Annotated in this window: 22 protein-coding genes; 18 read left to right on the plus strand and 4 right to left on the minus strand. The window is 35.6% G+C overall.

The features are described 5' to 3' along the window. Positions 1-101: 101 nt before the first annotated feature. The 5 genes from pepV to SHYC_RS05705 all read left to right on the plus strand — a co-directional run bounded on the left by pepV (position 102) and on the right by SHYC_RS05705 (position 4,985). Positions 102-1,511, plus strand: coding sequence for a dipeptidase PepV (pepV, locus tag SHYC_RS05685; protein WP_039645216.1), 1,410 nt, complete (start codon positions 102-104; stop codon positions 1,509-1,511). Between the two features lies 1 nt (position 1,512). Next, entirely contained in the window at positions 1,513-2,361 is an 849-nt protein-coding gene (dat, locus tag SHYC_RS05690) for a D-amino-acid transaminase (protein ID WP_039645218.1), read from the plus strand. A 228-nt stretch (positions 2,362-2,589) separates the two neighbouring features. Then, positions 2,590-3,381, plus strand: coding sequence for a phosphotransferase family protein (locus SHYC_RS05695; RefSeq protein WP_039645220.1), 792 nt, complete (start codon positions 2,590-2,592; stop codon positions 3,379-3,381). A 14-nt stretch (positions 3,382-3,395) separates the two neighbouring features. After that, on the plus strand, positions 3,396-4,061 hold the full coding sequence (trmB, locus tag SHYC_RS05700; RefSeq protein WP_039645222.1) for a tRNA (guanosine(46)-N7)-methyltransferase TrmB: 666 nt from the start codon (positions 3,396-3,398) through the stop codon (positions 4,059-4,061). Positions 4,062-4,157: 96 nt separating this feature from the next. After that, positions 4,158-4,985 carry a YtnP family quorum-quenching lactonase gene (locus SHYC_RS05705; RefSeq protein ID WP_039645224.1) on the plus strand — a complete coding sequence of 276 codons (828 nt, stop codon included), beginning with the start codon at positions 4,158-4,160 and terminating at the stop codon, positions 4,983-4,985. 63 nt (positions 4,986-5,048) lie between these two features. Here SHYC_RS05705 and SHYC_RS05710 read toward each other — a convergent pair whose 3' ends face one another. Then, positions 5,049-5,375: a PepSY domain-containing protein gene (locus SHYC_RS05710; RefSeq protein WP_039645226.1), complete on the minus strand. Its 327-nt coding sequence runs from the start codon at positions 5,373-5,375 to the stop codon at positions 5,049-5,051. Positions 5,376-5,467: 92 nt separating this feature from the next. Between SHYC_RS05710 and SHYC_RS05715 the strand changes: the two genes are divergently transcribed. The 10 genes from SHYC_RS05715 (at position 5,468) to ccpA (ending at position 17,307) form a co-directional block, all read left to right on the plus strand. After that, positions 5,468-6,538 (plus strand): M42 family metallopeptidase, encoded by a 1,071-nt coding sequence (locus tag SHYC_RS05715; protein WP_039645228.1) that lies wholly within the window; start codon positions 5,468-5,470, stop codon positions 6,536-6,538. Positions 6,539-6,552: 14 nt separating this feature from the next. After that, the gene (locus tag SHYC_RS05720; RefSeq protein ID WP_039645230.1) at positions 6,553-6,861 is read left to right on the plus strand and encodes a thioredoxin family protein; all 309 of its coding nucleotides are present in this window, start codon (positions 6,553-6,555) and stop codon (positions 6,859-6,861) included. A 92-nt stretch (positions 6,862-6,953) separates the two neighbouring features. After that, positions 6,954-7,814, plus strand: coding sequence for a DUF1444 domain-containing protein (locus SHYC_RS05725; protein ID WP_039645232.1), 861 nt, complete (start codon positions 6,954-6,956; stop codon positions 7,812-7,814). A 16-nt stretch (positions 7,815-7,830) separates the two neighbouring features. Beyond that, positions 7,831-8,430: a YtpR family tRNA-binding protein gene (gene ytpR / locus SHYC_RS05730; protein ID WP_039645233.1), complete on the plus strand. Its 600-nt coding sequence runs from the start codon at positions 7,831-7,833 to the stop codon at positions 8,428-8,430. A 17-nt stretch (positions 8,431-8,447) separates the two neighbouring features. Beyond that, a complete protein-coding gene (locus SHYC_RS05735; RefSeq protein ID WP_039645235.1) occupies positions 8,448-11,681 on the plus strand; it encodes a DNA translocase FtsK in 3,234 nt (1,077 codons plus the stop codon). Between the two features lie 22 nt (positions 11,682-11,703). Next, a complete protein-coding gene (murC, locus tag SHYC_RS05740) occupies positions 11,704-13,017 on the plus strand; it encodes a UDP-N-acetylmuramate--L-alanine ligase (RefSeq protein WP_039645237.1) in 1,314 nt (437 codons plus the stop codon). Between the two features lie 76 nt (positions 13,018-13,093). Then, positions 13,094-13,702 carry a DUF948 domain-containing protein gene (locus SHYC_RS05745; protein WP_039645239.1) on the plus strand — a complete coding sequence of 203 codons (609 nt, stop codon included), beginning with the start codon at positions 13,094-13,096 and terminating at the stop codon, positions 13,700-13,702. Positions 13,703-13,794: 92 nt separating this feature from the next. Beyond that, positions 13,795-14,757 (plus strand): hypothetical protein, encoded by a 963-nt coding sequence (locus SHYC_RS11870; RefSeq protein WP_052257829.1) that lies wholly within the window; start codon positions 13,795-13,797, stop codon positions 14,755-14,757. 269 nt (positions 14,758-15,026) lie between these two features. Then, positions 15,027-16,118, plus strand: a complete 1,092-nt coding sequence (locus SHYC_RS05755) for a bifunctional 3-deoxy-7-phosphoheptulonate synthase/chorismate mutase (protein ID WP_039645241.1) — start codon at positions 15,027-15,029, stop codon at positions 16,116-16,118. A 196-nt stretch (positions 16,119-16,314) separates the two neighbouring features. Continuing rightward, positions 16,315-17,307 (plus strand): catabolite control protein A, encoded by a 993-nt coding sequence (ccpA, locus tag SHYC_RS05760; RefSeq protein WP_039645242.1) that lies wholly within the window; start codon positions 16,315-16,317, stop codon positions 17,305-17,307. Between the two features lie 99 nt (positions 17,308-17,406). On the opposite strand, the gene SHYC_RS05765 is transcribed toward ccpA, so the two are convergent. Further along, complete coding sequence (locus tag SHYC_RS05765) at positions 17,407-18,564, minus strand: acetoin utilization protein AcuC (RefSeq protein ID WP_039645244.1); 1,158 nt, start codon at positions 18,562-18,564, stop codon at positions 17,407-17,409. Between the two features lie 15 nt (positions 18,565-18,579). Next, positions 18,580-19,212 carry a hypothetical protein gene (locus tag SHYC_RS05770; protein WP_039645246.1) on the minus strand — a complete coding sequence of 211 codons (633 nt, stop codon included), beginning with the start codon at positions 19,210-19,212 and terminating at the stop codon, positions 18,580-18,582. A gap of 154 nt (positions 19,213-19,366) precedes the next feature. Here SHYC_RS05770 and acsA point away from each other — a divergent pair, with 154 nt between their 5' ends. Together acsA and SHYC_RS05780 are read left to right on the plus strand one after the other, a co-directional pair. After that, entirely contained in the window at positions 19,367-21,076 is a 1,710-nt protein-coding gene (gene acsA, locus SHYC_RS05775) for an acetate--CoA ligase (RefSeq protein ID WP_039645248.1), read from the plus strand. Between the two features lie 232 nt (positions 21,077-21,308). Then, positions 21,309-22,976: a formate--tetrahydrofolate ligase gene (locus SHYC_RS05780; RefSeq protein ID WP_039645251.1), complete on the plus strand. Its 1,668-nt coding sequence runs from the start codon at positions 21,309-21,311 to the stop codon at positions 22,974-22,976. A gap of 164 nt (positions 22,977-23,140) precedes the next feature. On the opposite strand, the gene SHYC_RS05785 is transcribed toward SHYC_RS05780, so the two are convergent. Next, positions 23,141-24,025: a biosynthetic peptidoglycan transglycosylase gene (locus tag SHYC_RS05785; protein WP_039645252.1), complete on the minus strand. Its 885-nt coding sequence runs from the start codon at positions 24,023-24,025 to the stop codon at positions 23,141-23,143. A gap of 343 nt (positions 24,026-24,368) precedes the next feature. Between SHYC_RS05785 and tyrS the strand changes: the two genes are divergently transcribed. Then, entirely contained in the window at positions 24,369-25,631 is a 1,263-nt protein-coding gene (tyrS, locus tag SHYC_RS05790) for a tyrosine--tRNA ligase (RefSeq protein ID WP_039645254.1), read from the plus strand. Positions 25,632-25,641 lie beyond the last annotated feature (10 nt).

Here is a 25,641-nt window from a genome sequence, read left to right on the forward strand (position 1 = left end):
TGTTTTCAGAAAAATTAAAATAATATCGAGGGTTCTACTGTTGTTTATATCTTAAATCATGTAAAATAGAATTCAGAATACATAAAAGGAAGATGATCGTCATGTGGAGAGACAAAGTACGAGAATATGAAACTGAAATCGTTGAAGATTTAAAAGGATTACTCGCGATTAAATCAGTAAGAGATGATGCGCTAGCTACAGAAGATATGCCGGTAGGACCTGGTCCGCGAGAGGCGTTAGAATACATGTATCATCTAGCAAAACGTGATGGTTTTAAAACTGTTGATGTTGATCATATTGCAGGGCGTATCGAAGCGGGTAAAGGCGATGAATTATTTGGGATTTTAGGACATGTAGATGTTGTACCTGCTGGTGAGGGATGGGCATCTGATCCATTTGAACCTGTAGTGACGGAAGACCGAGTAATCGCTAGGGGAACTTTAGATGATAAAGGGCCTACAATTGCAGCTTATTATGCTGTGAAAATTTTAAATGATATGAATGTAGATTGGAAGAAACGTATTCATATCATTTTGGGTACAGATGAAGAGTCTGATTGGTTATGTACTGAACGCTATTTTAAAACAGAAGAAATGCCTACGATAGGAATTGCACCAGACGCAGAATTTCCACTTATTCATGGTGAGAAAGGGATTACAACGTTTGATATTAAACAAAGTCAGATGTCTTCTGATCACGATGAACCTGAGCATGAACTCATAAGCTTTGCATCCGGAGAACGCTATAACATGGTTCCTGACGAGGCGAAAGCCGATATTTTAGTTAAGGAAAATATGACCGATTGTATTCAACAATTTGAAGCTTACCTTTCAAAGCATCATTTAAAAGGAGCGCATGAAGTGGATAGTGGTGTACTCAAATTATTTGTTGAAGGTAAAGCGGTGCATGGAATGGATCCATCTATAGGCGTTAATGCTGGTTTACATTTAATTCACTTCCTAAGTGCCTTGAAATTAGACATTAATGCAAAAAATTGGGTGGAATTTAGTGAACGTTATTTATTTGAATCTCATTTTGGTGAAAAAATGGGTATGCGATTCCATACAGAAGCAATGGGAAGCTTGACAACCAACATCGGCATAATTCAATACACTAAAGCTACAGGGGGACAATTCGGTATAAATCTAAGATATCCTGAAGGCTTTGGCTTTGAAGAAGCTATTCGCAAGTTTGAAAAAGAAATCAACACACAAGGATTTTCAATAAAAGTTGGAAAAGTTCAAACGCCACATTTTGTTAATCCTAAAGATCCATTTGTTCAGAAACTATTAACTGCTTATCGAAATCAAACAGGTGATTTGCGTGAATCCTTTACAATTGGCGGAGGAACTTATGCAAGAAACCTTGAAAAAGGTGTAGCTTTTGGAGCGATGTTTGAGGATTCAGAAGATTTAATGCATCAAAAAAATGAATACATTACAAAAAAACAATTGTTTGACGCAACTAGTATTTATTTAGAGGCAATTTATTCGATTTGCGTGGAGGGGTAATATGGTAAAAGTTTTATTAAACGAATCATTTGTTGAAGAACAAGATGCTAAAATTGCATACAACGATCGAGGATATAACTTTGGTGATGGTATTTACGAATATGTGCGTATATACGATAACAAATTATTTACGGCAAAAGAACATTTTGAACGCCTTTTAAGAAGTGCGAGTGAAATTGGTTTAGATTTAAATCATACGGTAGAATCATTAACAACACTTGTGCGTGAATTTGCGCAAGTCAATCAAGTTACAAACGGTGGAGTCTATATTCAAGTAACTAGAGGTGCTGCTCCGCGTGATCATGCATTTCCAACGCCAAGTGTCGAACCTGTTTTAACAGGCTTTGTAAAATCCTATGACCGTCCTTATAAAGCGTTAGAAGAAGGCGTTTCTGTTGTTACAACTGAAGATATTCGTTGGTTAAGATGTGACATTAAAAGTTTAAATCTTTTAGGCAATGTGTTAGCTAAAGAATATGCTACAAAATATAACGCAGAAGAAGCGATTCAACATCGTGGCGAAATTGTCACTGAAGGCGCATCTAGTAACGTTTATGCTATTAAAGATGGTGTCGTTCATACGCATCCAGCAAACAATTTTATTTTAAATGGTATTACACGACGCGTGATTCAATGGGTTTGTGAAGATCAGAATATTGAATTTAATGAAGAACCATTTACAATAGATTTCCTCAAATCAGCAGATGAAGTCATCATTTCAAGTACATCAGTTGAAGTTATGCCCGTTGTTTTAATTGATGGCGAACCTGTGGCAGACGGTAAGGTGGGGCGTATCACACGACAGTTACAAAAGGGATTTGAAAAATATATTCAATCTCACTCTGAATAATGTGTTAATATAAGAATACTTACTAGATTTAACTTAAACATTTAAAAATAGAAAAAAGTGACCTTTAGTGTCTCATTTTTGGTTGAAAAAAGCGCCTATTAATTATAAAATCTTTAATGAGTGCTAAATAAGATATTGAACGTTAATGTAGCAAATAATTGTTATTAATATGGCTCTTGAATACTTTTTCTTGAGCCTTTTCTCTTTTGAAAGTGAGGTGAACGTGTTGTGGAGCAGTTCTATCAACTAGGTTGGACGCTCGATTCAGCTGGCGGCGCATCTGGTGAAGCATATATGGCAGAACAAGATGGTCAAAAATTATTTTTAAAACGTAATTCTAACCCTTTTATTGCAGCGTTATCTGCTGAAGGTATAGTGCCAAAACTTGTTTGGACGAAAAGAATAGAAACTGGAGAAGTTGTGACGGCACAACATTGGAAGAACGGCCGCGAACTTGAGGCTGATGAAATGAATCAACACCGAGTTGCTCACTTATTGAAAAAAATTCATCAATCACGTCCACTTTTAACGATGTTAAAGCGTATGGAAATGACACCAATAACACCTGATATTATGTTACATAAAATTAATGCATCATTATCAAGTGATGTATTAACGCATCATATTATTCGCCACGCGTTAAGTTATTTGGAATCACACGTGCCAGAATATGATCCACGTTTTTATACGGTTGTACATGGTGATGTTGATCATAATAACTGGTTATTATCTGATAAAGATGAGCTTTTTTTAGTGGACTGGGAAGGCGCAATGATTGCAGACCCAGCCATAGATATAGGAATGCTCTTGTACAATTACGTTCCTAAAAATGAATGGTCTAACTGGTTTGAAATATACGATGTAAAAGAAACGATGAACTTAAAGAAACGAATGAAATGGTATACAGTCATTCAATCTATTGGAATGGTTCAATGGAATGAAGAACATAAACGTTTTAAAGATATGAATACATGGCTCAAGTTTTTGCATGCTGTCATGAAGAGTGATGTGTTTATTTAAGGAGATAATGAATCATGAGAATGCGAAATAAACCATGGGCAGAAACATATTTAAGAGCGCACGCAAATATTGTGGATTTAGACTGTGTTCATAAGCAAAAGGTGTCTCAATGGTTTGATAAAGAGCAACCCATTCACATTGAAATAGGATCTGGTATGGGGAAGTATATAACGTCATTAGCGGCAAAAAATCCCGATATTAATTATATTGCCATCGAGCGCGATAAAAATGTGATGATTCGGGTTTTAGACAAAGTACGTGAGCAAGGTTTGACGAACATCAAATTGTTATGTAATGATGCAGTTGTATTAACGGAATATTTTAAGTCACATGAGATAAATCGTATTTATTTGAACTTTTCTGATCCTTGGCCTAAAACGAGACATGCGAAACGCCGACTGACAAATCATCGTTTTTTAGCAATTTATAAAGAAATATTGCATCAAAATGGAGAAATTCACTTTAAAACAGATAACCGAGGACTATATGCCTATAGTCTGGAAAGTATGTCTCAATTTGGGATGTATTTCACTAAAATCAATTTGCATTTACATCAAGAAGATGAAGGTGACAATATTACAACCGAATATGAACACAAATTTTCAGAAAAAGGATCTCGAATTTATCGCATGGAAGCTAAATTTCACCCCCATTTTTCTGATTACGTAAATCAGGACTAAAGTGTTACGACATGATTTATAAAGTTAAAAGTGGGATACTGTAATCAAATGTACATGATTTGATTCGTGTCTCACTTTTTTTAAGGAGAGAGTTTAATGAAAATTGGATCATTTGAAATTACAGCTCTAAATGGAGGGGATACACAAATGGATGGTGGTGCTATTTTTGGAGTGGTACCTAAACCATTGTGGTCTAAAAAATATCCTGCAAATGTTAAAAATCAAGTTCCTCTCGTTACGCATCCGTTATTAATTCAAACCGGAGATCAAAATATTATAATAGATGCTGGTATAGGTAATGGAAAATTAACTGAAAAACAACATCGAAATTATGGGGTTCAAAATGAAAGCCAACTTGAAAAAGATTTGGCAAAACGGGATTTAACTGTGAATGATATTGATATGGTCCTCATGACACATATGCATTTTGATCATGCTACAGGTTTAACAGATAGTGAAGGAAATGCAACGTTTCCTAATGCTTGGCATTATGTTCAACAAGATGAATGGCATGAATTTATAAGCCCTAATATGAGAAGCCAAGCGACGTATTGGTCTCAAAATAGAGGGAGCTATGAATCAAAGTTAATTTTATTCGAGAAAGAAATGGAGCCTTATCCTGGGATTAAAATAAAACATACGGGAGGGCATAGTTTTGGTCATTGTATTATCGAAATTCAAAGTGAAAATGACCGTGCCGTTCATATGGCAGATATTTTATCAACTTCAGCACACATTAATCCATTATGGGTCACTGCTTATGACGATTATCCGATGCAATCTATATACGAAAAAGAACGATTAACACGACTATATGCCGCACAAGGATATTGGATATTGTTTTATCATGACGCATCCCATTTGGCAATCAAACTTACTGAGGATGGTAAGGAGATTCAAGAGGTTATCAAAAGAAAGATATAATTTAAATACGCGTTAGTAAACGTAACATTCATGTATCTATTACGTTTCCTAACGCGTTTGATTTTAAGTGGTTTGATTTTCAGTAATATCTAATATTTCTCCAGTCTTTGCGTTTGCATAAAAAGTGTAGTGATGTGTAACATCATTTCGTGAAGTAGTAATTCCACCCTTATATGCCGAATATGTTTCTAAACCTTTTTGAAATTCAACGACTTCGTATAAAATGTATGACCCTGTCACATTATTAAAATATTGTTTGACAGTTTCTAATACATCATGAGGGGTATGATTTCTATCACGTTCAAGACGAAGAATATAGAAATAGCTTCCAGCTAACAATGTGCCGATTGCAATTGGTATTAATAACGGCCAATTTTTTTTGTTTAACATTGCTATCTCCTCCTTGAAAGACTTAGATACAGTTTATCATAATTTAAATGATATACTGTAATAAAGTGAATTTATTTAAAGGAGTGAGGCATATGAATGATAAAACATTTAATCGAATTAAAACTTTAACAGAAATGCACGGGGCACCTAATTTCGAAGCACCGATACGGCGTTACTTAAAGCAAGAAATGGCTCCTTATGTTGACACATTCGTTCGTGACAAAATGGGTGGAATTTATGGCGTGAAAAAAAGTGGGAATCCAAACGCCTCAAAAGTGATGGTTGCTGCACATATGGATGAAATTGGATTTATGATAACAGAAATAACAAAAAACGGCTTCATCAAATTTACAGCATTAGGTGGTGTTGCGAGTGATATATGGCAAGGTCAACGTTTGAAAGTTAGAACTGCAAACGGGAACGACATTGTCGGCGTGGTAGCAAACATACCGAAACATTTTCAAACCGGTAATGAAACAAAGCCTAAAATTGAAGATTTGTTACTTGATATCGGTGCGGAAAATGAGGATGATGTATATAATCAGGGGATTGCGCTAGGTGATCCAATAGTACCGCACACGGAACTGTTACAATTATCTGAACATCGCTTTGCAGCGAAGGCGTGGGATAATCGATATGGTTGTGTATTAGCAATAGAAATATTAGAAGCTTTAAAAGACGTGTCATTAGATTTTGATTTGTATGTAGGTGCAAATGTTCAAGAAGAGGTTGGATTGCGGGGCGCTGAAGCAGCTACTGAACTTATACAACCAGATGTCGCTTTTGTCGTGGACTGTTCCCCAGCAAATGATATGAAAGGGATATCAGGCCTTTCAGGGAAGTTAGGTGGAGGTGCGCTATTACGTATCAAAGACGGCACAATGTTATTAAAGCCTGCATTCAAATCATTTTTAATAGATGTGGCAAATGAACACCACGTTCAATTTCAACATTACATCTCTCCAGGTGGTACAGATGGGGGTGTCATACATAAAGCATTAACGGGTGTGCCAACTGCAGTCATTGGTGTCTGTGCACGATATATACACAGTACGGATGCGGTATTTGATATTCGAGATTATGAAAATGCTAAAAAATGGTTGTACTTTTCAATTCAACAATTAGACGACAGGGCCATCCATCAATTACAATATGAGGACTAAAGGAGGAATATATAATGAAAGCCATTCAAAATGAAACTGAATATCAACAACTCAGTCAAGCTCAAACCGTTTTTATGTTCACAGCAAGTTGGTGTCCAGATTGTCGAGTGATTGAACCAGATTTACCACAATTAGAATCTAAATATCCAAACTTTAATTTTGTTTCTGTTGATCGCGATGCGCACATTGATTTAGCGATAAAAGAAGGTGTAATGGGAATTCCTAGTTTTATTGTCTATAAAGATGGAGAACGTGTTGGAGATTATATTGGTAAAGAAAGAAAATCAATAGAACAAATTGATACATTTTTATCACAATTTTAATGACTTTTTCGCCCTTAGGACATCGTTTTTCTCTAGTCCTGAGGGTGTTTTTATTGTAAACTAATATAAGGCATGTATTTAGGAGTGAAAAAATGAATGTCTTTAAAATGAGAGATGCAATAAAATCACGATTATCCCATTTAGATGTGAATTATCAATTTAATCGTGATAAGGAATCGCTGAGAATATATCGAATAGACAATCAAAAAGGAGTTACTGTAAAATTATCTCCTATTGTAGCTAAATACAATAAAGGTCAGACGCAAATTATTGATGAAATAATATATTATGTTGAAGAGACCATATATCAAATGGAAGATGAAGCGCATAAAACGTTAAACGAAAAACGGATTATGCCAGTCATCCGTGCAACGAGTTTCCCCACTCATACGCAAGCAGGAAACGCGTTTATAACAGAGTCGCATACAGCAGAAACAAGAATTTATTATGCATTAGATTTAGGTAAATCGTATCGACTTATAGATGATGTATTAATTAATGAATTAAATTTAACGACACAACAACTTAAAGAAATGGCTCGATTTAATGTGCGGAAGCTTGTCAATTCATTTAAATCAGACGAAGTGCAAGGGAACATTTTTTATTTTATTAATACAAATGATGGATATGATGCAAGTCGTATCTTAAACACCGCGTTATTAAGTGATTATGAACAACGTATTGAAGGTGAAATGCTTGTAGCTGTGCCACATCAAGATGTTTTAATCATCGCAGATATTAGGAATAAAACAGGATATGATATTATGGCACATATGACGATGGAATTTTTTACGAATGGACTTGTTCCGATTACATCATTATCATTAAGTTATAAAGATGGTCACTTTGAACCAATTTTCATACTTGGTAAAAATAATAAACACAAACCCAATACATCTCCTAATGTGATTCAGCATTTAGGGGCTACTAAGGAACAAAAGAACCGCAAATAAGGAGTAGATGAATAACATGAATTTATTTTATAATCCCAAAGGTGTTGGCAATGTAGCCTTTTTACAAATAGAAACAGTTGAAGGGCCATTTGAATACGAAAAATGCAACGATATCGTACTCATTAAGAAAGCACAAAAAGTCGTTGGTTTAAACATATTCAACGCTAATCAACATCTTTCTTTAGAGGGAAATGGTCATATTACTTTCAATGAAACACATGCGACAGAAATTCAAAATTTATTAGATCAGTCTAATATTGATTTTAAGTTGGAAGCTGATTTTTCACCAAAGTTTGTCGTAGGATACGTTCAATCTAAAGAAAAACACCCTGATGCGGATAAACTTAGTGTGTGTCAAATTGATGTAGGTGATGAAACTTTACAAATCGTTTGTGGTGCACCTAATATTGAAGCTGGACAAAAGGTTGTCGTGGCGAAAGTTGGTGCAGTGATGCCAAGCGGTATGTTAATCAAAGATGCGGAATTGAGAGGGATTGCTTCAAGTGGTATGGTATGTTCGATGAAAGAACTTAATTTACCTAATGCGCCACAAGAAAAAGGTATTATGGTTTTAGACGATCGTTATAAAACAGGTCAATCATTTTTTAATGCTTAAAAGGAGGGCGTGAATATATGAGCTGGTTTGATAAATTGTTTGGGGAAGAGACACCATCAGACCAAACATCTTCAGAAAATAAACGCTCGACAGCACCAAAAAAAACGAGTCATCATTTGATACCTCAAACAAATGATGTGTATCAACGACCTCGAGGGAAGTTTCGTTTTCCAATCACGATGGATTATGAAACAAGTAATACGAACAAACAACAGAATGTTAAAGAAAATAAAACACGACGTGACGCTCAAATCAGTTCAAGACCGTCATATGGTATTGATCGTAAATCACGTCGCCATCGTACGCATGGCGTTTCACATGGCAAGTCAACACAAGTTTATCAAAGTAATCGTACGCGTCCGAGTCAACAACATACGGCTTCTCAACTTTTCCAAGATATAGGTTCAGGATCTAAAGAAAAGTTAAATAACGACCACCTACAACGTACATATCGTGATTCAAACCCAAATCAAGCGGCGTCTTCATCTAGGACACAATATCAACATACAACGTACGTGAAACCAACTAAAGAATTTAAAGCGAGTGAAGTGCCTTCTGCTATTTTTGGAACGCAAGAAAGAAAATCAATTAAAAATAGTGGATTAAGCCAACCTCCAGGTACACGAGCAAATTCTTCACAAACATCGATGAACAAACAAGGTGAACGTAAGAAAACGCCGAACCATTCAAAACGTGACAACACAATTAATATTGAAAATATCTATGCATCACAAATTGTTGATGAAATTCGTCGAGAACGCGAAAAGAAAATACAACAGAAGAAGCGTTTTAAAGAAGCCTTACAGCAAAAACGTGCAATTAAAGAAGAAGATCCGCATGCAGATATTCAAAAAGCAATTGATGCGATGCATGCTTCTCAAGCACGACAATTATTAGGGGAAGACTATGTTAAATCGGCTGAAAATGACTGCTCAAACAGCAATGAAGCGACATCATGTTCGCCACATGAAGATAAAGACTTCACAAACCCTGATACAAATGTATCAAGTATTGAATATGAAGAAATAGATTTGAGTCAAATTGGTACAGATGTCAATGAAGAGCCTGAAGCTACTATAGATGATAATGATGATAATAATTCTTATAAAGATGAGTCTGAGTGTGAACATGTGATATCAGATGCAAATTCGCAACATGCACGTCAATCCAACGTATCATCACTGGCAACTACAAATGACTCTGATTTAAACTTAGAGCAAAATACCCAAGAAAGCCAATTAGACGTTGATGAAGTAGATGGCTATGATATGAAAGATTCCAAAAAAGAGCATACATTTGAAACGACATTGCATTCACATGACATGGATTACTCAAATTCAAATGTAAATGAAGTTCAAGATGAGGATGCACCGGCTGAGAGTCTTAACATAGAACAATCGAACAAAGAAGTTGTCCGAGTGGAATCATCAACGAATGTCGATGTACCTCAACCAAATGACAACATGGCACAATATCGGGATAGTCAAGGGCATTTTGATGACATTAAAGCGGATCCACCTGTGGCTAAACAAAATGAACCAATACTAAAACCAGAGGTAAAACAAACACAAAATGTAAATAAAGTTCCTATACGAAAAGGGAGTAAGCCATTTAATGTTGTAATGACACCTTCTGACAAAAAAAGAATGTTAGAGCGTCGAAAAGCAGAACAAAACGCGCAACCTTCTACATCAAATAATAAGACTCAAGTCATCGTCCAAGATAAACAAGCCACGTCAGAAGAGTCGATAGCTTCAAAGGTAAAACCATCAAGTGAGCGTGTAAATAGTCCGGAAATTGTATCGGCATCACAAGTGAATGTTGAAGTTAAAGACGAAGAGAAAAAAATCCGTAGAGGACCAGTGTTAAATCTACCAAGCGTTGATTTACTTGATCAACCTGAAATTCACGAGAAAGATAATGCATGGATTGAAGAAAAACAACAACAACTTAATGATGCATTTTACTACTTTAATGTTCCTGCAGAAGTGGTGAATGTCATTGAAGGACCAAGTGTCACACGCTTTGAGTTATCAGTTGAACGTGGTGTTAAAGTTTCTCGGATTACAGCTTTACAAGACGATATTAAAATGGCATTAGCAGCTAAAGATATCAGAATTGAAGCACCTATTCCAGGGACAAGTTTGGTAGGTATCGAAGTTCCTAACCAACATCCAACTAAAGTGAATTTACGTTCAATTTTAGAAACACCAGCATTTAAACATGCTGAATCTAAATTAACAGTTGCTATGGGGACGCGCATTAACAATGAACCGTTATTAATGGATATTGCTAAAACACCACATGCTTTGATTGCTGGTGCTACAGGTTCAGGTAAATCTGTTTCAATTAATAGTATTTTATTATCATTACTCTATCGCAATCATCCTGAAGAATTAAAATTACTTCTCATAGACCCAAAAATGGTTGAATTAGCTCCATATAACGATCTTCCACATTTGGTTGCACCAGTCATTACTGATGTTAAAGCGGCAACCCAAAGTTTAAAATGGGCTATTGAGGAAATGGAACGTCGTTACAAATTGTTTGCACAAACTCATGTACGTAACATTACTGCATTTAACAAAAAAGTGAATTATGATCAACGTATGCCAAAAATTGTCATTGTGATAGATGAATTGGCAGATTTAATGATGATGGCACCACAAGATGTTGAACAATCAATCGCCCGTATTGCTCAAAAAGCACGTGCGTGTGGGATTCATATGCTTGTTGCTACTCAAAGACCCTCTGTTAACGTCATTACAGGATTAATTAAAGCGAATATCCCTACGCGTATTGCTTTTATGGTATCTTCAAGTGTTGACTCAAGGACTATTTTGGATAGTGGTGGGGCAGAACGCTTGCTCGGATATGGTGATATGCTCTATCTTGGTGGAGGTATGAATAAACCAATTCGAGTTCAAGGCACATTCGTTTCAGATGAAGAAATTGATGAAGTAGTGGAATACATTAAATCACAAAGAGAACCTGAATATTTATTTCAAGAGAAAGAGCTCCTAAAGAAAACAGAAGAACCAACAAAAGATGAATTATTCAATGAAGTTTGTGAATTTATGGTTAAAGAGAGACATATTTCAACATCTCTTATTCAAAGACATTTTCAAATCGGTTACAACCGAGCTGCCCGTATCATAGATCAATTAGAACAATTGGGCTATATTTCAGGTGCTAATGGCTCCAAACCGCGCGATGTCTTTCTCACTGAAGCAGACTTACAAGACTCATAAATATAGAAAGGGGCATAAAATCATGACCAAATACCATTTCGTCGGCATTAAAGGCGCAGGAATGAGTTCATTGGCTCAAATTATTCATGATTTAGGATATGATGTTCAAGGTTCTGACATTGAACAATATGTATTTACAGAAATTGCATTAAACAATAAAGGAATTACTATTTTACCGTTTAATGCGGATAACATTACTGAAGATCTTACTGTTATAGTAGGAAATGCGTTTAAAGACACGCATGAAGAAGTTGAACGCGCACATGAATTGAATTTAAAAGTTGTGCGCTATCATGATTTCTTGGGAGAAGTCATAAATAAATATACTTCCGTTGCTGTTACTGGTGCTCACGGTAAAACTTCTACAACTGGATTATTATCACATGTGATGAATGGTGATAAAAAAACATCATTCTTAATCGGAGATGGTACGGGTATGGGCTTGCCTCAAAGTGAATATTTTGCTTTTGAAGCATGTGAATACCGTCGTCACTTTTTAAGTTATTCTCCTGATTATGCCATCATTACAAATATTGATTTTGATCATCCTGATTATTTCTCGGATGTAGACGATGTTGTAAACGCTTTTCAAGGTATGGCGAACAATGTAAAAAAAGCGATTATCGCGTGGGGCGATGATCCGTATGTTAAAAACATTAACGTAGATATTCCAGTCTACTATTATGGCTTTGATTCGTCGATGGACATTTATGCCGATAACATTGAAATTACAGAAAAAGGAACAGCTTTTGATGTGTATATACGTGGTGAATATTATGATCATTTCATATCACCACAATATGGAGATCACAATATCTTAAATGCGTTAGCAGTTTTAGCGATCACATATTTAGAAAAACTTGATACGCAAAATATAAAGGATGCATTAATCACTTTCGGTGGTGTAAAGCGTCGATTTAATGAGATTTTTACAAAAAATCAAGTGTTAGTTGATGATTATGCTCACCATCCAAGAGAAATTAGTGCTACAATTGAGTCAGCTAGGAAAAAATATCCAAATAAAGAAGTGGTGGCGGTATTCCAACCACATACTTTCTCTAGAACGAAAGCATTCTTAAAAGAATTTGCTGATGTTTTAAATCAAGCAGATGCTGTGTATTTATGCGACATCTTTGGCTCTATTCGTGAAAATACAGGTGAACTCACAATAAATGATTTATTAGATTTAGTGGACAATGGTCGCTTAATATCTGAGTCTACTGTTGAGACACTTGAAAAACATGAAAATGCAGTTATTCTTTTTATGGGTGCTGGAGACATCCAAAAAGTTTTAAAAGCATATTTAGAAAAAATTGGTGTTGAACATAGCTTTTAATGTTTGAGTACGAGCTGTTTGGGTATCTATATAAAATAAATAGCATATTTTAAAAGTCAATAGGAGGCGTTTTCGAATGGAATGGATTTTACCAATTGCAGGAATTATTGCTGCTATCGCGTTCTTAATTTTATGTATTGGAATTGTTGTAGTTTTAATTTCTGTTAAGAAAAACTTGGATCATGTTGCTAAAACACTTGATGGTGTTGAAGGCCAAATCCAAGGTATTACACGTGAATCAACGGATTTACTTCACAAAGCAAATCGCTTAACTGAAGATATCCAAGATAAATCAAATCGTTTAAACTCAGTAGTTGATGCTGTTAAAGGTGTTGGTGAATCAGTTCAAACGTTGAATGGTTCAGTTGATCGTGTAACGCACTCAATAACAAACAACATTTCACAAAATGAAGACAAAATTTCTCAAGTTGTTCAATGGTCAAATGTTGCAATGGAAATTGCCGACAAATGGCAAAACCGTCAAAGTCGTCGAAATAGTGCAGCTTACAAAACAAATAATGTGTCTTCTGATGCAAAACAAGGTTCTAAATCAAGTTCTTCATTATCAAACGACGATTTAGTTAATAGTGAGTATGAAAACAAAGACTTGAATGATTTCAACACTAACCCTGAATCAGTAAACACAAAATATACAACATTAAATAATGATTCAAATCGTAAGTAAGTTGACGGTTAGTTAAATAAGTCTTGATTTTACGCACTTAAATGAGGTAATACCTTTGTTTAAGTGCTTTTATTTTAAGGAGGCAATTTTAAATGGAAAAATATAATCGTGATTTGCATACAAAAGGTTTAGAAAGTTACGAAGTACCGCAATACGAGGGTGAACCACGCGCACGTTTGGATTTAGTGTTTGGTTTTGTAGCAGGGGCTATTTTAGGAAGTGCGCTAGGTCTCATTTTGAAACCTACAGTAGAATCAAAGAAAAGCAAAACATCATCTAATAAGCAAAAAAAATTTGTAAAGGTGAATGATCAAGATTCTACTTTACGTGATGAAGCTAAAAGAAAAGCAGATGCATTAAAAGCGCAAGCACGTAGAGTGAGAGAAGACTCTAAGAAGCAACGTACAGCGTTAACAGACTCAAATGATCCGTCATCAAAAGAATTGGCCGCACAACGACGTGCCATACAAAGTGAGGTAGATAGTGATCGTTTAGAAGGTCAAAAGCCGAGTCAATCAGCATCGACGTCTCTTGCTACTGATGCTTCAGATGAAAACCACTCATCTAATGGAGCAGCTACAGCTGGGGTTGCTACAGCAGGCGTTACTGCAACAGGCGTTGCGCACGCTTCACAACAAAATAATGAGAAGAAGACAGAAAATGGTCAAACTGAAGTAAGTGATGATGCATTAGCTGCGCAAAAAAGAGCGATTCGTTCAGAAGTCGATTCAGACCGATTAGAAGGTCAAACAGGTCCTACAAAAACTGTGGAACATGAAAACAATGATGTTGTTAAATCTCAAAATAACACAGATGCATCTTCTTCATCTTTAGGAGCACAGCGTCGTTTATTAAATATGAATCAAAGTGATAAAACTACTGATTCAACAGCTCAAACAACACAAGATCAAAAAGAAGTACGCCTTGAAAATGGTGTCATTACGCATGATAAAGAAAAAGATTCAGATTTCGAATTATCGAGTCACAATGATAAAGTAAGTGAAGAAGCTAAAAAAACGAATAGTAAAGTTGATAAACATACATTTGATAAATAAATATTTAACTTCTTAGTGACGAGTTGATGGGGCGAGAACAAATTTATTTGTTCTCGCCTCGTTTTGTATGTCGTGTTATATTTAAAAGTAAGACAATGAAGCACAATTGAAATGAGAAAACTGACTCGTATTAATTGAATTTTCTTAAAATTTAGGCTTATTTTGAGAGATGGGTTGAAATTCATATTTTTTCTTGTTAGAATACCAAATATCACTATTTATTTTACCGCTTTAAAGCAAGTGAGAATTTTTAAGTTGGGGTGACTTTCATGACAAATCATTTAGAAACATACAGAAAAGAAATCGAAAACATTAATGAGCAAATATTAACATTACTTTCTAAGCGAGGTGAACTTGCTAAAAAGATTGGTGAGGAAAAGCGAAAACAGAGTACAGTCATTTATGATCCTCAAAGAGAGAAAGAAATGTTAAATACATTAATTGATAAAAACCAGGGTCCTTTTAATGACAATGTTATTAAACAATTGTTTAAAGAAATTTTTAAAGCCTCAACTGATTTACAAAAATCTGATAATGAAAAGCATTTATACGTATCCCGTAAATTAAAACCTGAGGATACGATTGTAACTTTTGAAAATGGTGGCAAGTTAGGAGAAGGTGTGAAATCCTTCGTATTTGGTCCATGCTCTGTCGAGTCGTATGAACAAGTTGAAGCTGTCGCTAAAAATTTAAAGGAAAAAGGTGAAAGATTTATTCGTGGTGGGGCATTTAAGCCGCGTACGTCACCTTATGATTTTCAAGGTTTAGGTGAAGAAGGCTTAAAGATTTTAAAACAAATTAAAGATAGATATGATTTAAATGTTGTAAGCGAAATCGTTCATCCTAATGATTTTGCACTTGCAGATCAATATTTAGATGTTTTTCAAATTGGTGCGAGAAATATGCAAAACTTTGAACTGTTAAAAGAAGCAGGACGTACCAATAAACCTATTTTATTAAAACGAGGCTTATCAGCAACCATTGAAGAATTTACGTATGCAGCTGAATATATTGCAGCACAAGGTAACCAAAATATTATTTTGTGTGAACGCGGTATAAGAACTTACGAAAAAGCGACACGAAATACTTTAGATATTTCAGCGGTTCCTATTTTAAAGCAAGGGACACATTTACCAGTTTTAGTTGATGTTACACATAGCACAGGACGAAAAGATATTATGTTACCAGCGGCTAAAGCGGCACTTGCCATTGGCGCAGATGGTGTGATGGCAGAAGTACATCCTGATCCATCTGTTGCATTAAGCGACAGTGCACAACAAATGGATTTAAACGAATTTGATGCATTTTACAATGAAATCAAACCATTATCTGAGATGTATAACAATAAAACGTTAAAATAATACGATGGAATGAGGCAAATGTATTCGATTTGCCTCATTTTTTTATTTATAATACCTAACATGTATTTTTATTCGTGACAAACGTATGACAACCTCAATTTTATATTTCTTATCCACTCATAATATGGTAAACTTTGAAAATGTGATGAAAACGGAATATAATAATAGGGTAAGCGTTTCCAAGGAGGTAAAAATTATGACGGTAACCATTTATGATGTGGCACGTGAAGCACGTGTATCAATGGCGACAGTTTCTCGTGTTGTGAACGGGAATCAAAATGTTAAACCAGAGACGAGAGAAAAGGTTAATGAAGTAATTAAACGATTAAATTATCGTCCAAATGCAGTAGCTAGAGGTCTTGCAAGTAAAAAAACAACTACTGTAGGTGTGATCATTCCAGATATATCAAATATATATTATTCTCAACTTGCTAGAGGGTTGGAAGATATCGCAACGATGTATAAATATCACACTATCATTTCGAATTCAGATGATGATCCAGAAAAGGAAAAAGAGATTTTCAATAACTTGTTAAGTAAGCAAGTAGATGGCATCATCTTTTTAGGTGGTACACTGACATCTGAAATAAAAGAACAAATCTCGAAAGCTTCCATTCCAGTCGTTGTTTCAGGAACAAACGGTAAAGATGATGGTATTGCTTCTGTAAACATTGATTTTGAAAAAGCGAGTCAAGAAATTACAGAGCATTTAATACAGACTGGTGCGAAAAAGTTTGCATTTGTTGGTGGCGGTTATTCTAAGAAAGCACAAGAAGATGCCTTAAAAGGATTAAAAACACAGCTTTCTGAACATGGTTTAGAAGTAGATGAACATTTGATGTATGTGGGGAATGAAACATACAAAGATGGATTGCGTGCATTTGAAAAATTAAGCACGTATCAACCAGATGCTGTGCTATCAATTAGTGATGAACAAGCGATTGGTATTGTCCATGGTGCAATGGATCAAGGTATTCGTGTGCCTGAAGATTTACAAGTTATCAGTTTTAATAATACGCGTCTTGTTGAGATGGTTAGACCACAATTATCAAGTGTGATTCAACCACTTTATGATATTGGTGCAGTGGGAATGCGTCTCCTTACTAAGTATATGAACAACGAAGATATAGAAGAACCGAATGTGATTTTGCCGCATAAATTAAGATACCGCGGAACGACTAAAGTATAATAAAAAACCCTTGTATTCATGCATGACTGACACATAGATACATATGTCACGGTCATGCAATTATTATACAAGGGTTTTAATATATCTTAAATAATGAGATTAAAACCAATTGTTTATTTTAGAGGCCACACTTTGATTTTTTTGAGTAATTTCACTTACTCTCGGTATAGCTTCATATTCAGGAAAGTCTTCTTCCCAATACTCTGGAATAGGTACTGGGCTATAATGTTTCCATTTATTTAACCATGCTTCTGGCAAGCGTCCCTCTAATTTAGGGTGATCAATTAAGCTTAAATATACATGGCTCCAAGCTCGAGGGACAACGCGCCAAATATTATACCCACCGCCACCTAACATCATGATTTTTCCATTCGCATATTTCTTAGCAATATCATTTACGAAATATGGGATTTCGTATAACGTATTTAAGTCACAATGCATATGCGTCAGTGGATCTAAATAATGTATATCAGAGCCATTGACACTGACTATAAAATCTGGTTTAAATGTAGCAGCTACAGATTCTAAAGTATCTTTAAAAACTGTCATAAAACTTTCGTGCTCCGTATAAGGTTCGAGGGGAATATTTACGGTGTAACCGAAACCTTGATCATCACCACGTTCAGTATAATGTCCTGAGCCTGGGAATAAAAATTTACCCGTTTCATGAATGGAATAATTCATGACATCATCAGAAGTGTAAAAACACCATTGTACACCATCACCATGATGGGCATCGGTATCTACATATAATACGCGCTGATGATATTTATGAATAAGATGATGGATATAAATGGCTGCATCATTATACACACAAAAACCATTGGCACGACCTTCTAATGCATGGTGTAAACCACCCCCTAAATGACACCCATTGACATATTGTCCGTCCATAATCGCATCGATTAAATTTAAGCCACCACCAACAATTGTTGCGGTACTTTTATGGATTTTTGGAAACACATGCGTATCTTCATCATCCAAACCGTATTTTATTTTTTCGTCAGGATTTAATAAATTGCGCTCACCCCGTTTAATTGCTTGTATATAATCATATTTATGCACCGTTGCAATTTCATCTACGGTTGCGATTCTAGGTTTGATTATTTGTGATGGTTGTAATAAACCAGTGGAAAGTAATAATTCCGTCGTTAGTTTTAGGCGCATTTGATTAAAAGGGTGCTTATTATGAAACCGATATTGCAAAAGTGTATCGGCATAAACATAGCCCGTTTGAAGTGCTTGAATATCTCCCATATCATTATACCCCCATTAAAAAAAGAACCGATTCATGTATCGAATGTCATCAAAAGCGCGCATTTGTTCAACAGTTATATTCTTGCCTATACGTGCCATCAAACAATTGGCCGGATGACTTGTAATCTCTGGATCATCCGTTGCGAATACTTCTAGGCCACCATTTGACATCATACGTTGCATTAATTTTTTATATTCAAAAACATCGAGTCCTGAATTCTTTAAATCCCAATGCCAATAATATTCAGTGGTAATAATGATATAATCCTCTAATTCTTTACTGCGTGTACTTATTTTTAAGAGGTCACGACCAAGTCCAAAGTTCCGAAAAGGTAAGCTAATTTCAATTGCACCAAGTTCTAATAAATATGGCAAATTGCCTGTCGACCATCGTTCCATTGGATCTGGATATAAATAGGTCACATAGCCCACAATATGCATATCATCCCGAATGATATAAATTCGACCTTCATCCAATGTGCTGATATCTTGAATGGCTTCAAATTGTTCAATTGGTGTGCGAAATGCATTAAGACCATCGTCAAATGTCATTTTTTGTAATTGGTCTTTCTCAACAGGGCCCTCTATAATAATTGACTTATCATTCACAATGACAGTTTCTTTTTCATATGTCTTAATATGTTCCATGAGAGACTCCTTTCCAATTTCTATACTACCCATAGTATAGCCAAGAAGTGTGTTATTTTCACGCATTATTCAGAATAAGTATAATTTTTTGAAAACGCGTCTCCCTTAAGCTATAATTGCTATGAAAGCGATTTCAAACAAGGGGGTAATCCACATGAAAGTCGAAGTTTATAAAGGGGAACAAGGAAACTTCAATTTAAAGGATTATGAGAATACGTATAAAAACTTTAAATGGGAAGAAGTTGAAAAAGCATTTTCCTGGTATGAAACAGGAAAAATAAACATGGCTTATGAGTGTATTGATCGTCATGTTGATGAAGGTAAAGGACATAAAATAGCCTTGAATTATAAAGATGATTTACGTACCGAACAATATACGTTTAAAGACTTGCAAAAAAAATCGAACCAAGCGGCGAATGTCTTGAAAAATAAGGCGAATGTACAAAAAGGTGACCGTGTGTTTATATTTATGCCGCGTACGCCAGAGCTCTATTTTGCATTTTTAGGTGTTTTAAAAATCGGTGCGATAGTGGGACCATTATTTGAAGCGTTTATGGAAAAGGCCGTGAAAGATCGTTTAGAAAATAGTGATGCAAAAGTAATTATTACAACGAACAGTTTACTGTCTCGTATTCCTAAAGATGAACTGCCGAATTTAGAAACAATCATTATCGTAGACGATGAGGTCGATGCGCAATATGTTGATTTTAATAAAGCACTAAATGATGAAAGTGACATTTTTGACATTGAATGGTTGGAAAAAGAAGATGGATTGATTTTACATTATACATCTGGCTCTACTGGTCAACCTAAAGGGGTATTACATGTACAAAATGCGATGTTAGTGCATTACATATCAGGGCGTTATGTACTAGATTTACAAGAAGATGATGTCTATTGGTGTACAGCTGATCCAGGTTGGGTTACAGGGACATCTTATGGCATATTTGCACCGTGGCTTAATGGTGCCACTAACTGTATTGCTGGTGGTCGATTTTCTCCAGAATCGTGGTACAGTATGTTAGAAAAATTCAAAGTTACAATTTGGTATACTGCTCCGACTGCATTACGAATGTTGATGAGTGCAGGAGATGATTTGGTAGAAAAATATGACTTATCTTCTGTTCGTACAATTTTATCTGTTGGCGAACCTCTTAATCCAGAGGTCATCAAATGGGCGAAAAAAGTCTATGGAAAACGTGTGCTTGATACGTGGTGGATGACTGAAACAGGGGGACATATGATTGTTAATTATCCTTGTATGGATATCAAACTAGGATCAATGGGTAAACCACTTCCGGGTATTGAGGCTGCCATTATTGATAATGAAGGTCGCGAATTACCAGCGAACCGTATGGGTAATCTTGCAATTAAAAAAGGCTGGCCATCGATGATGTATAAAATTTGGAAAAATCCCGAAAAATATCAATCTTATTTTATTGGAGATTGGTATGTATCTGGGGACTCTGCGTACCAAGATGAAGATGGGTATTTCTGGTTCCAAGGGCGTGTTGACGATGTTATCATGACGGCTGGGGAACGTGTAGGGCCGTTTGAAGTTGAATCAAAATTAGTAGAACATGAAGCTGTTGCAGAAGCAGGTGTGATAGGGAAACCTGATCCTGTGCGGGGTGAAATTATTAAAGCTTTTGTAGCCTTAAGACAAGGCTATGAACCTTCAGATGAATTAAAAGAAGATATACGTAAATTTGTTAAAGAAGGACTTGCAGCACATGCCGCACCAAGAGAAATTGAATTTAAAGACAAATTACCGAAAACGCGTTCGGGTAAAATAATGAGACGTGTGCTTAAAGCGTGGGAATTAGACCTTCCTACTGGTGATTTAAGTACGATGGAAGATTAAGCTTGCAATAATGGAATAGCAGTCGTTATGTGACCTTTAAATCATGGTGTGGACATTAATATCCCACACCATGATTTATTTCTGACTTTAATCCTCACTATTCAACCGCTTTTATTCGACAATAGCGCAAGAGTTCGTTATTATTAAACGTGGAAATAGTTTTTTTATAATTGTTTGTATGCGTTTACACGCGCGTTATTGTTAATGAATATCATTTAAGGGGCTGAATATTGTGAGTCATTTATCAGATTTAGAAATTGCGAATCAAGCTACATTGAAGTATATTAGTGAAATTGCGAATCAAGCAGGCATCTCAGAGGATGCTTTAGAGCAATATGGTCACTATAAAGCTAAAATTGATATTTCTAAAATCAACACAAAAGGTGAAAAGGGTAAAGTTGTTCTTGTTACAGCGATGAGTCCAACACCAGCCGGTGAAGGTAAATCAACAGTAACAGTTGGTTTAGCAGATGCATTTAAAAAAATTAATCAAAACGTTATGGTAGCATTACGTGAACCAGCGTTAGGACCAATATTTGGTATTAAAGGTGGCGCAACTGGGGGAGGTCGCGCACAAGTTTTACCTATGGAAGATATTAACCTTCACTTTAATGGCGACTTCCATGCGATAACAACAGCAAATAATGCACTTTCTGCATTTATCGATAATCACATCCATCAAGGTAATGAACTTGGCATTGATCAACGTCGTATCGAATGGAAACGTGTCCTTGATATGAACGACCGTGCATTGCGAAATGTTGTTGTTGGTCTTGGTGGACCGACACAAGGTGTGCCTCGTGAGGATGGATTTAATATTACAGTTGCATCTGAAATTATGGCTATTTTATGTTTAAGCACGGGTATTACAGACTTAAAACAAAACATTGCGAACATTACGATTGGTTATACACGTGATCGTAAACCAGTGACAGTTAAAGACCTAAAAGTAGAGGGTGCTTTAGCGATGATTCTTAAAGATGCAATTAAACCGAATTTAGTACAAACGATTGAAGGCACGCCAGCATTAGTGCATGGTGGTCCATTTGCCAATATTGCACACGGCTGTAACTCTATTATTGCGACTGAAACTGCTCGTGATCTTGCGGATATTGTTGTAACTGAAGCTGGTTTTGGATCAGACTTAGGTGCTGAAAAATTCATTGATATTAAATCAAGAAAAGCTGGTTTCGAACCGAGTGCAGTTGTATTAGTAGCAACAGTACGTGCCTTAAAAATGCATGGTGGCGTGGCAAAAGACAATCTTAAAGAAGAAAATGTTGAAGCGCTTCAATTAGGTATTAAAAATTTAGAACGCCATGTCAATAATATTCGTAAGTTTGGTGTTGAACCTGTTATTGCATTAAATGCATTTATTCATGATACGGAAGCAGAAACGCAATTTGTTCAAAAATGGGCGGAACAAAATAATGTCCGTCTGTCATTAACGGAAGTTTGGGAAAAAGGCGGAGAAGGCGGCGTTGACTTAGCTCAAAAAGTTCTAGAAGTCATCGAACAACCTAATAACTTCAAACGCTTGTATGATTTAGAGTTACCAATTGAGCAAAAAATCGAAAAAATTGTTAAAGATATTTACGGTGGTAGTAAAGTCTCTTTCTCAAGCAAAGCGCAAAAACAATTAAAACAATTCAAAGAAAATGGTTGGGATAATTATCCAGTTTGTATGGCTAAAACACAATATTCATTTAGTGATGACGCTACACAACTTGGTGCACCAGAAAATTTTGAAATTACAATTCGAGAATTAGAAGCTAAGACTGGCGCAGGATTTATCGTTGCACTCACTGGTGCAATTATGACTATGCCTGGTCTCCCTAAAAAACCAGCTGCATTAAATATGGATGTTACGCCAGATGGTCATGCGATTGGTTTATTCTAAACGATTATAGTGTAGAGCGTATTTTTCATATTAAATAGCCTTCGAAGTTCGGGTTAAGCGTTGAACTTTGAAGGCTTTTCTTATGCGTGTCAAATCATCGTGAATTAAAAAAATTTAATTCAGTTTAAAAGTAAGGCGATTCAATATGAACGTTTTGAGTGTATTCAAATAAATTTCTCTTGAATTGGGTCGTTTAAAGCATGTTCATATTGTTGTTTCGTAATCATATTTTCAACATACATTCGCTTCAAAACATACCTTTGACGATGTATGGAAGGTTGTATGGATTCGTTACTCTTAAGGTGTCCATCTTTCGTATATGGTGTATAGAAATATGGGCTCTGAACAAGTCCAGCAAGGTAAGCTGATTCTGATAAATTTAAAAGTTTTGGTGGTTTGCCAAATATGCCATAAGAGGCCGCGGTAATGCCAGTAATATGTTGCCCATGTTGGTTACGTCCAAATGATACGCGGTTAATATACGTATAAATGATTTCATCTTTAGTCATAATATTTTCCAACCGCATCGCATACATGATTTCTTTAGCTTTACGATCATAGGTTTTTTGATTAGAAAGTAATTGGTTTTTAACTAGTTGTTGCGTAATCGTGCTACCACCAGTAGGGTGATCACGATTAAAAATGTCTTGATACATTGCTCTGAATATCGCTTTTGGTAAAATGCCGTGATGCGTGTAAAATTGTGCGTCTTCACTAGCTACAATCGCTTGTGTAACGTATGGAGAGACCTCTGCTGGGCCGGCAATTAATATTGGAGTTTGATCGTTATAAATTTTAATAATATCAACATGACTAGATTGAATTTCAGGTAGCTCAGGAAGGCGTGTCACCGCTCGTACTAGTGCATCATCATTAATATCATCTGCTTTTGATACGATACTTGCGAAGTAACCCAAAGCAAGCCCTAAAGCAAATATAAGGAGCCATATTGAGCCAATGATAGAAAGGATAAAGAGGCGTTTGATATATTTAAAATAACTATCGTAATGTTTTAAAAACTGTGTTAAATCTGATGAATGTCTCAACATCGAGCCGCCTCCTTTTTTCAAATATAGTATAGCATAATTTTATTTTAAGGTATTTCTCATTATAAAAGTATTTAACATTGACTTTTCAATAGTGACATTTTATAATATGAATCATTATTAATACGTATTGAAACTTAGGACAAGTAACTTAAAGTTTGTTTTTTAGAGAGTCAGTGGATGGTGCAAACTGATAAATGAATTTAAGTGAATACACCTATTAATGTGTTTCAACGTTTCGACAATGTACGTAACATTGTAAGAGTATCCTAGTATGGTGGTAACGTGCAAAAGCGCCCTTACGTATTCGTAAGCGGTGTTTTTTTATTTTTAAGGAGGTAATTAAATGGCAAATCAATTATTAGAAGAACTACAATGGCGTGGTTTAATTTATCAACAAACAGACGAAGAAGGCATTGAAAATTTACTTAATAAGGAACAAGTAAAATTATATTGTGGTGCGGATCCTACAGCTGATAGCCTACACATCGGGCATTTATTACCGTATTTAACATTGCGTCGTTTTCAAGACTATGGTCATAGACCAATTGTATTAATTGGTGGGGGCACAGGCATGATTGGTGATCCATCTGGTAAGTCAGAAGAACGTGTGCTACAAACAGAAGCGCAAATTGAATGCAATGTGAAAGGTATTCAAAATCAAATGTCTCAACTATTTGATTTTGACACTGAAAACGGACCTATTCTCGTTAATAACAAAGATTGGTTAAGTCAAATTTCGTTGATTGAATTTTTACGTGATTTCGGTAAACACGTTGGTGTAAATTATATGCTCGCAAAAGATTCAATTCAGTCACGCTTATCTAACGGAATTTCATATACAGAATTTACGTATACAATATTACAAGCTATTGATTTCGGTCATTTAAATAGAACTTACGATTGTAAAATTCAAATTGGGGGTTCTGACCAATGGGGGAATATCACAAGTGGTATTGAACTTATGCGTCGTATGTATGGCACGACAGATGTCTATGGATTAACGATTCCACTAGTGACAAAATCAGACGGTAAAAAATTTGGTAAATCAGAATCAGGTGCTGTATGGTTAGATAAAGACAAAACAAGTCCTTATGAATTTTATCAATTTTGGATTAATACGAGTGATGATGATGTGATAAAGTTTTTAAAATATTTCACGTTCTTAACTCAAGAGGAGATTCATGCATTGGCACAATCTGTTGAAAATGAGCCACATTTGCGCCAAGCACAAAAAACACTAGCAGAACATGTTACGCGTTTTATTCATGGTGAGGAAGCACTTATAGAGGCACAACGTATTTCTAAAGCTTTATTTAGTGGTGATTTGAAAGCACTCACTGCAAATGAAATTAAAGCAGGATTTAAAGATGTGCCTCAAGTGACAATTTCTAAAGAAACGACGAATATTGTCGATGCGCTCGTTGAAGCAAATATTTCACCTTCAAAACGACAAGCACGTGAAGATGTATCAAATGGCGCAATTTACATTAATGGAGAACGTCAACAAGACTTAAACTATTTACTTTCTGACGATGATAAATATGACGATAGTTTTACGATCATTCGTCGTGGAAAGAAAAAATACTTTATGGTTAATTATGCCTAATATAAAAGTC

This window comes from Staphylococcus hyicus (assembly GCF_000816085.1).
Classification (GTDB): domain Bacteria; phylum Bacillota; class Bacilli; order Staphylococcales; family Staphylococcaceae; genus Staphylococcus; species Staphylococcus hyicus.

What these genes read in the sequence shown, in the direction of transcription:
- ytpR (WP_039645233.1), top strand. Translation starts at nt 7,831, where the DNA reads ATGAATTTATTTTATAATCCCAAAGGTGTTGGCAATGTAGCCTTTTTA.
- SHYC_RS05770 (WP_039645246.1), bottom strand. Translation starts at nt 19,212, where the DNA reads ATGGAACATATTAAGACATATGAAAAAGAAACTGTCATTGTGAATGAT.
- SHYC_RS05765 (WP_039645244.1), bottom strand. Translation starts at nt 18,564, where the DNA reads ATGGGAGATATTCAAGCACTTCAAACGGGCTATGTTTATGCCGATACA.
- SHYC_RS05755 (WP_039645241.1), top strand. Translation starts at nt 15,027, where the DNA reads ATGACAAATCATTTAGAAACATACAGAAAAGAAATCGAAAACATTAAT.
- dat (WP_039645218.1), top strand. Translation starts at nt 1,513, where the DNA reads ATGGTAAAAGTTTTATTAAACGAATCATTTGTTGAAGAACAAGATGCT.
- SHYC_RS11870 (WP_052257829.1), top strand. Translation starts at nt 13,795, where the DNA reads ATGGAAAAATATAATCGTGATTTGCATACAAAAGGTTTAGAAAGTTAC.
- tyrS (WP_039645254.1), top strand. Translation starts at nt 24,369, where the DNA reads ATGGCAAATCAATTATTAGAAGAACTACAATGGCGTGGTTTAATTTAT.
- SHYC_RS05725 (WP_039645232.1), top strand. Translation starts at nt 6,954, where the DNA reads ATGAATGTCTTTAAAATGAGAGATGCAATAAAATCACGATTATCCCAT.
- SHYC_RS05710 (WP_039645226.1), bottom strand. Translation starts at nt 5,375, where the DNA reads ATGTTAAACAAAAAAAATTGGCCGTTATTAATACCAATTGCAATCGGC.
- SHYC_RS05715 (WP_039645228.1), top strand. Translation starts at nt 5,468, where the DNA reads ATGAATGATAAAACATTTAATCGAATTAAAACTTTAACAGAAATGCAC.
- pepV (WP_039645216.1), top strand. Translation starts at nt 102, where the DNA reads ATGTGGAGAGACAAAGTACGAGAATATGAAACTGAAATCGTTGAAGAT.
- SHYC_RS05745 (WP_039645239.1), top strand. Translation starts at nt 13,094, where the DNA reads ATGGAATGGATTTTACCAATTGCAGGAATTATTGCTGCTATCGCGTTC.
- SHYC_RS05720 (WP_039645230.1), top strand. Translation starts at nt 6,553, where the DNA reads ATGAAAGCCATTCAAAATGAAACTGAATATCAACAACTCAGTCAAGCT.
- SHYC_RS05735 (WP_039645235.1), top strand. Translation starts at nt 8,448, where the DNA reads ATGAGCTGGTTTGATAAATTGTTTGGGGAAGAGACACCATCAGACCAA.
- murC (WP_039645237.1), top strand. Translation starts at nt 11,704, where the DNA reads ATGACCAAATACCATTTCGTCGGCATTAAAGGCGCAGGAATGAGTTCA.
- SHYC_RS05785 (WP_039645252.1), bottom strand. Translation starts at nt 24,025, where the DNA reads ATGTTGAGACATTCATCAGATTTAACACAGTTTTTAAAACATTACGAT.
- SHYC_RS05705 (WP_039645224.1), top strand. Translation starts at nt 4,158, where the DNA reads ATGAAAATTGGATCATTTGAAATTACAGCTCTAAATGGAGGGGATACA.
- acsA (WP_039645248.1), top strand. Translation starts at nt 19,367, where the DNA reads ATGAAAGTCGAAGTTTATAAAGGGGAACAAGGAAACTTCAATTTAAAG.
- ccpA (WP_039645242.1), top strand. Translation starts at nt 16,315, where the DNA reads ATGACGGTAACCATTTATGATGTGGCACGTGAAGCACGTGTATCAATG.
- trmB (WP_039645222.1), top strand. Translation starts at nt 3,396, where the DNA reads ATGAGAATGCGAAATAAACCATGGGCAGAAACATATTTAAGAGCGCAC.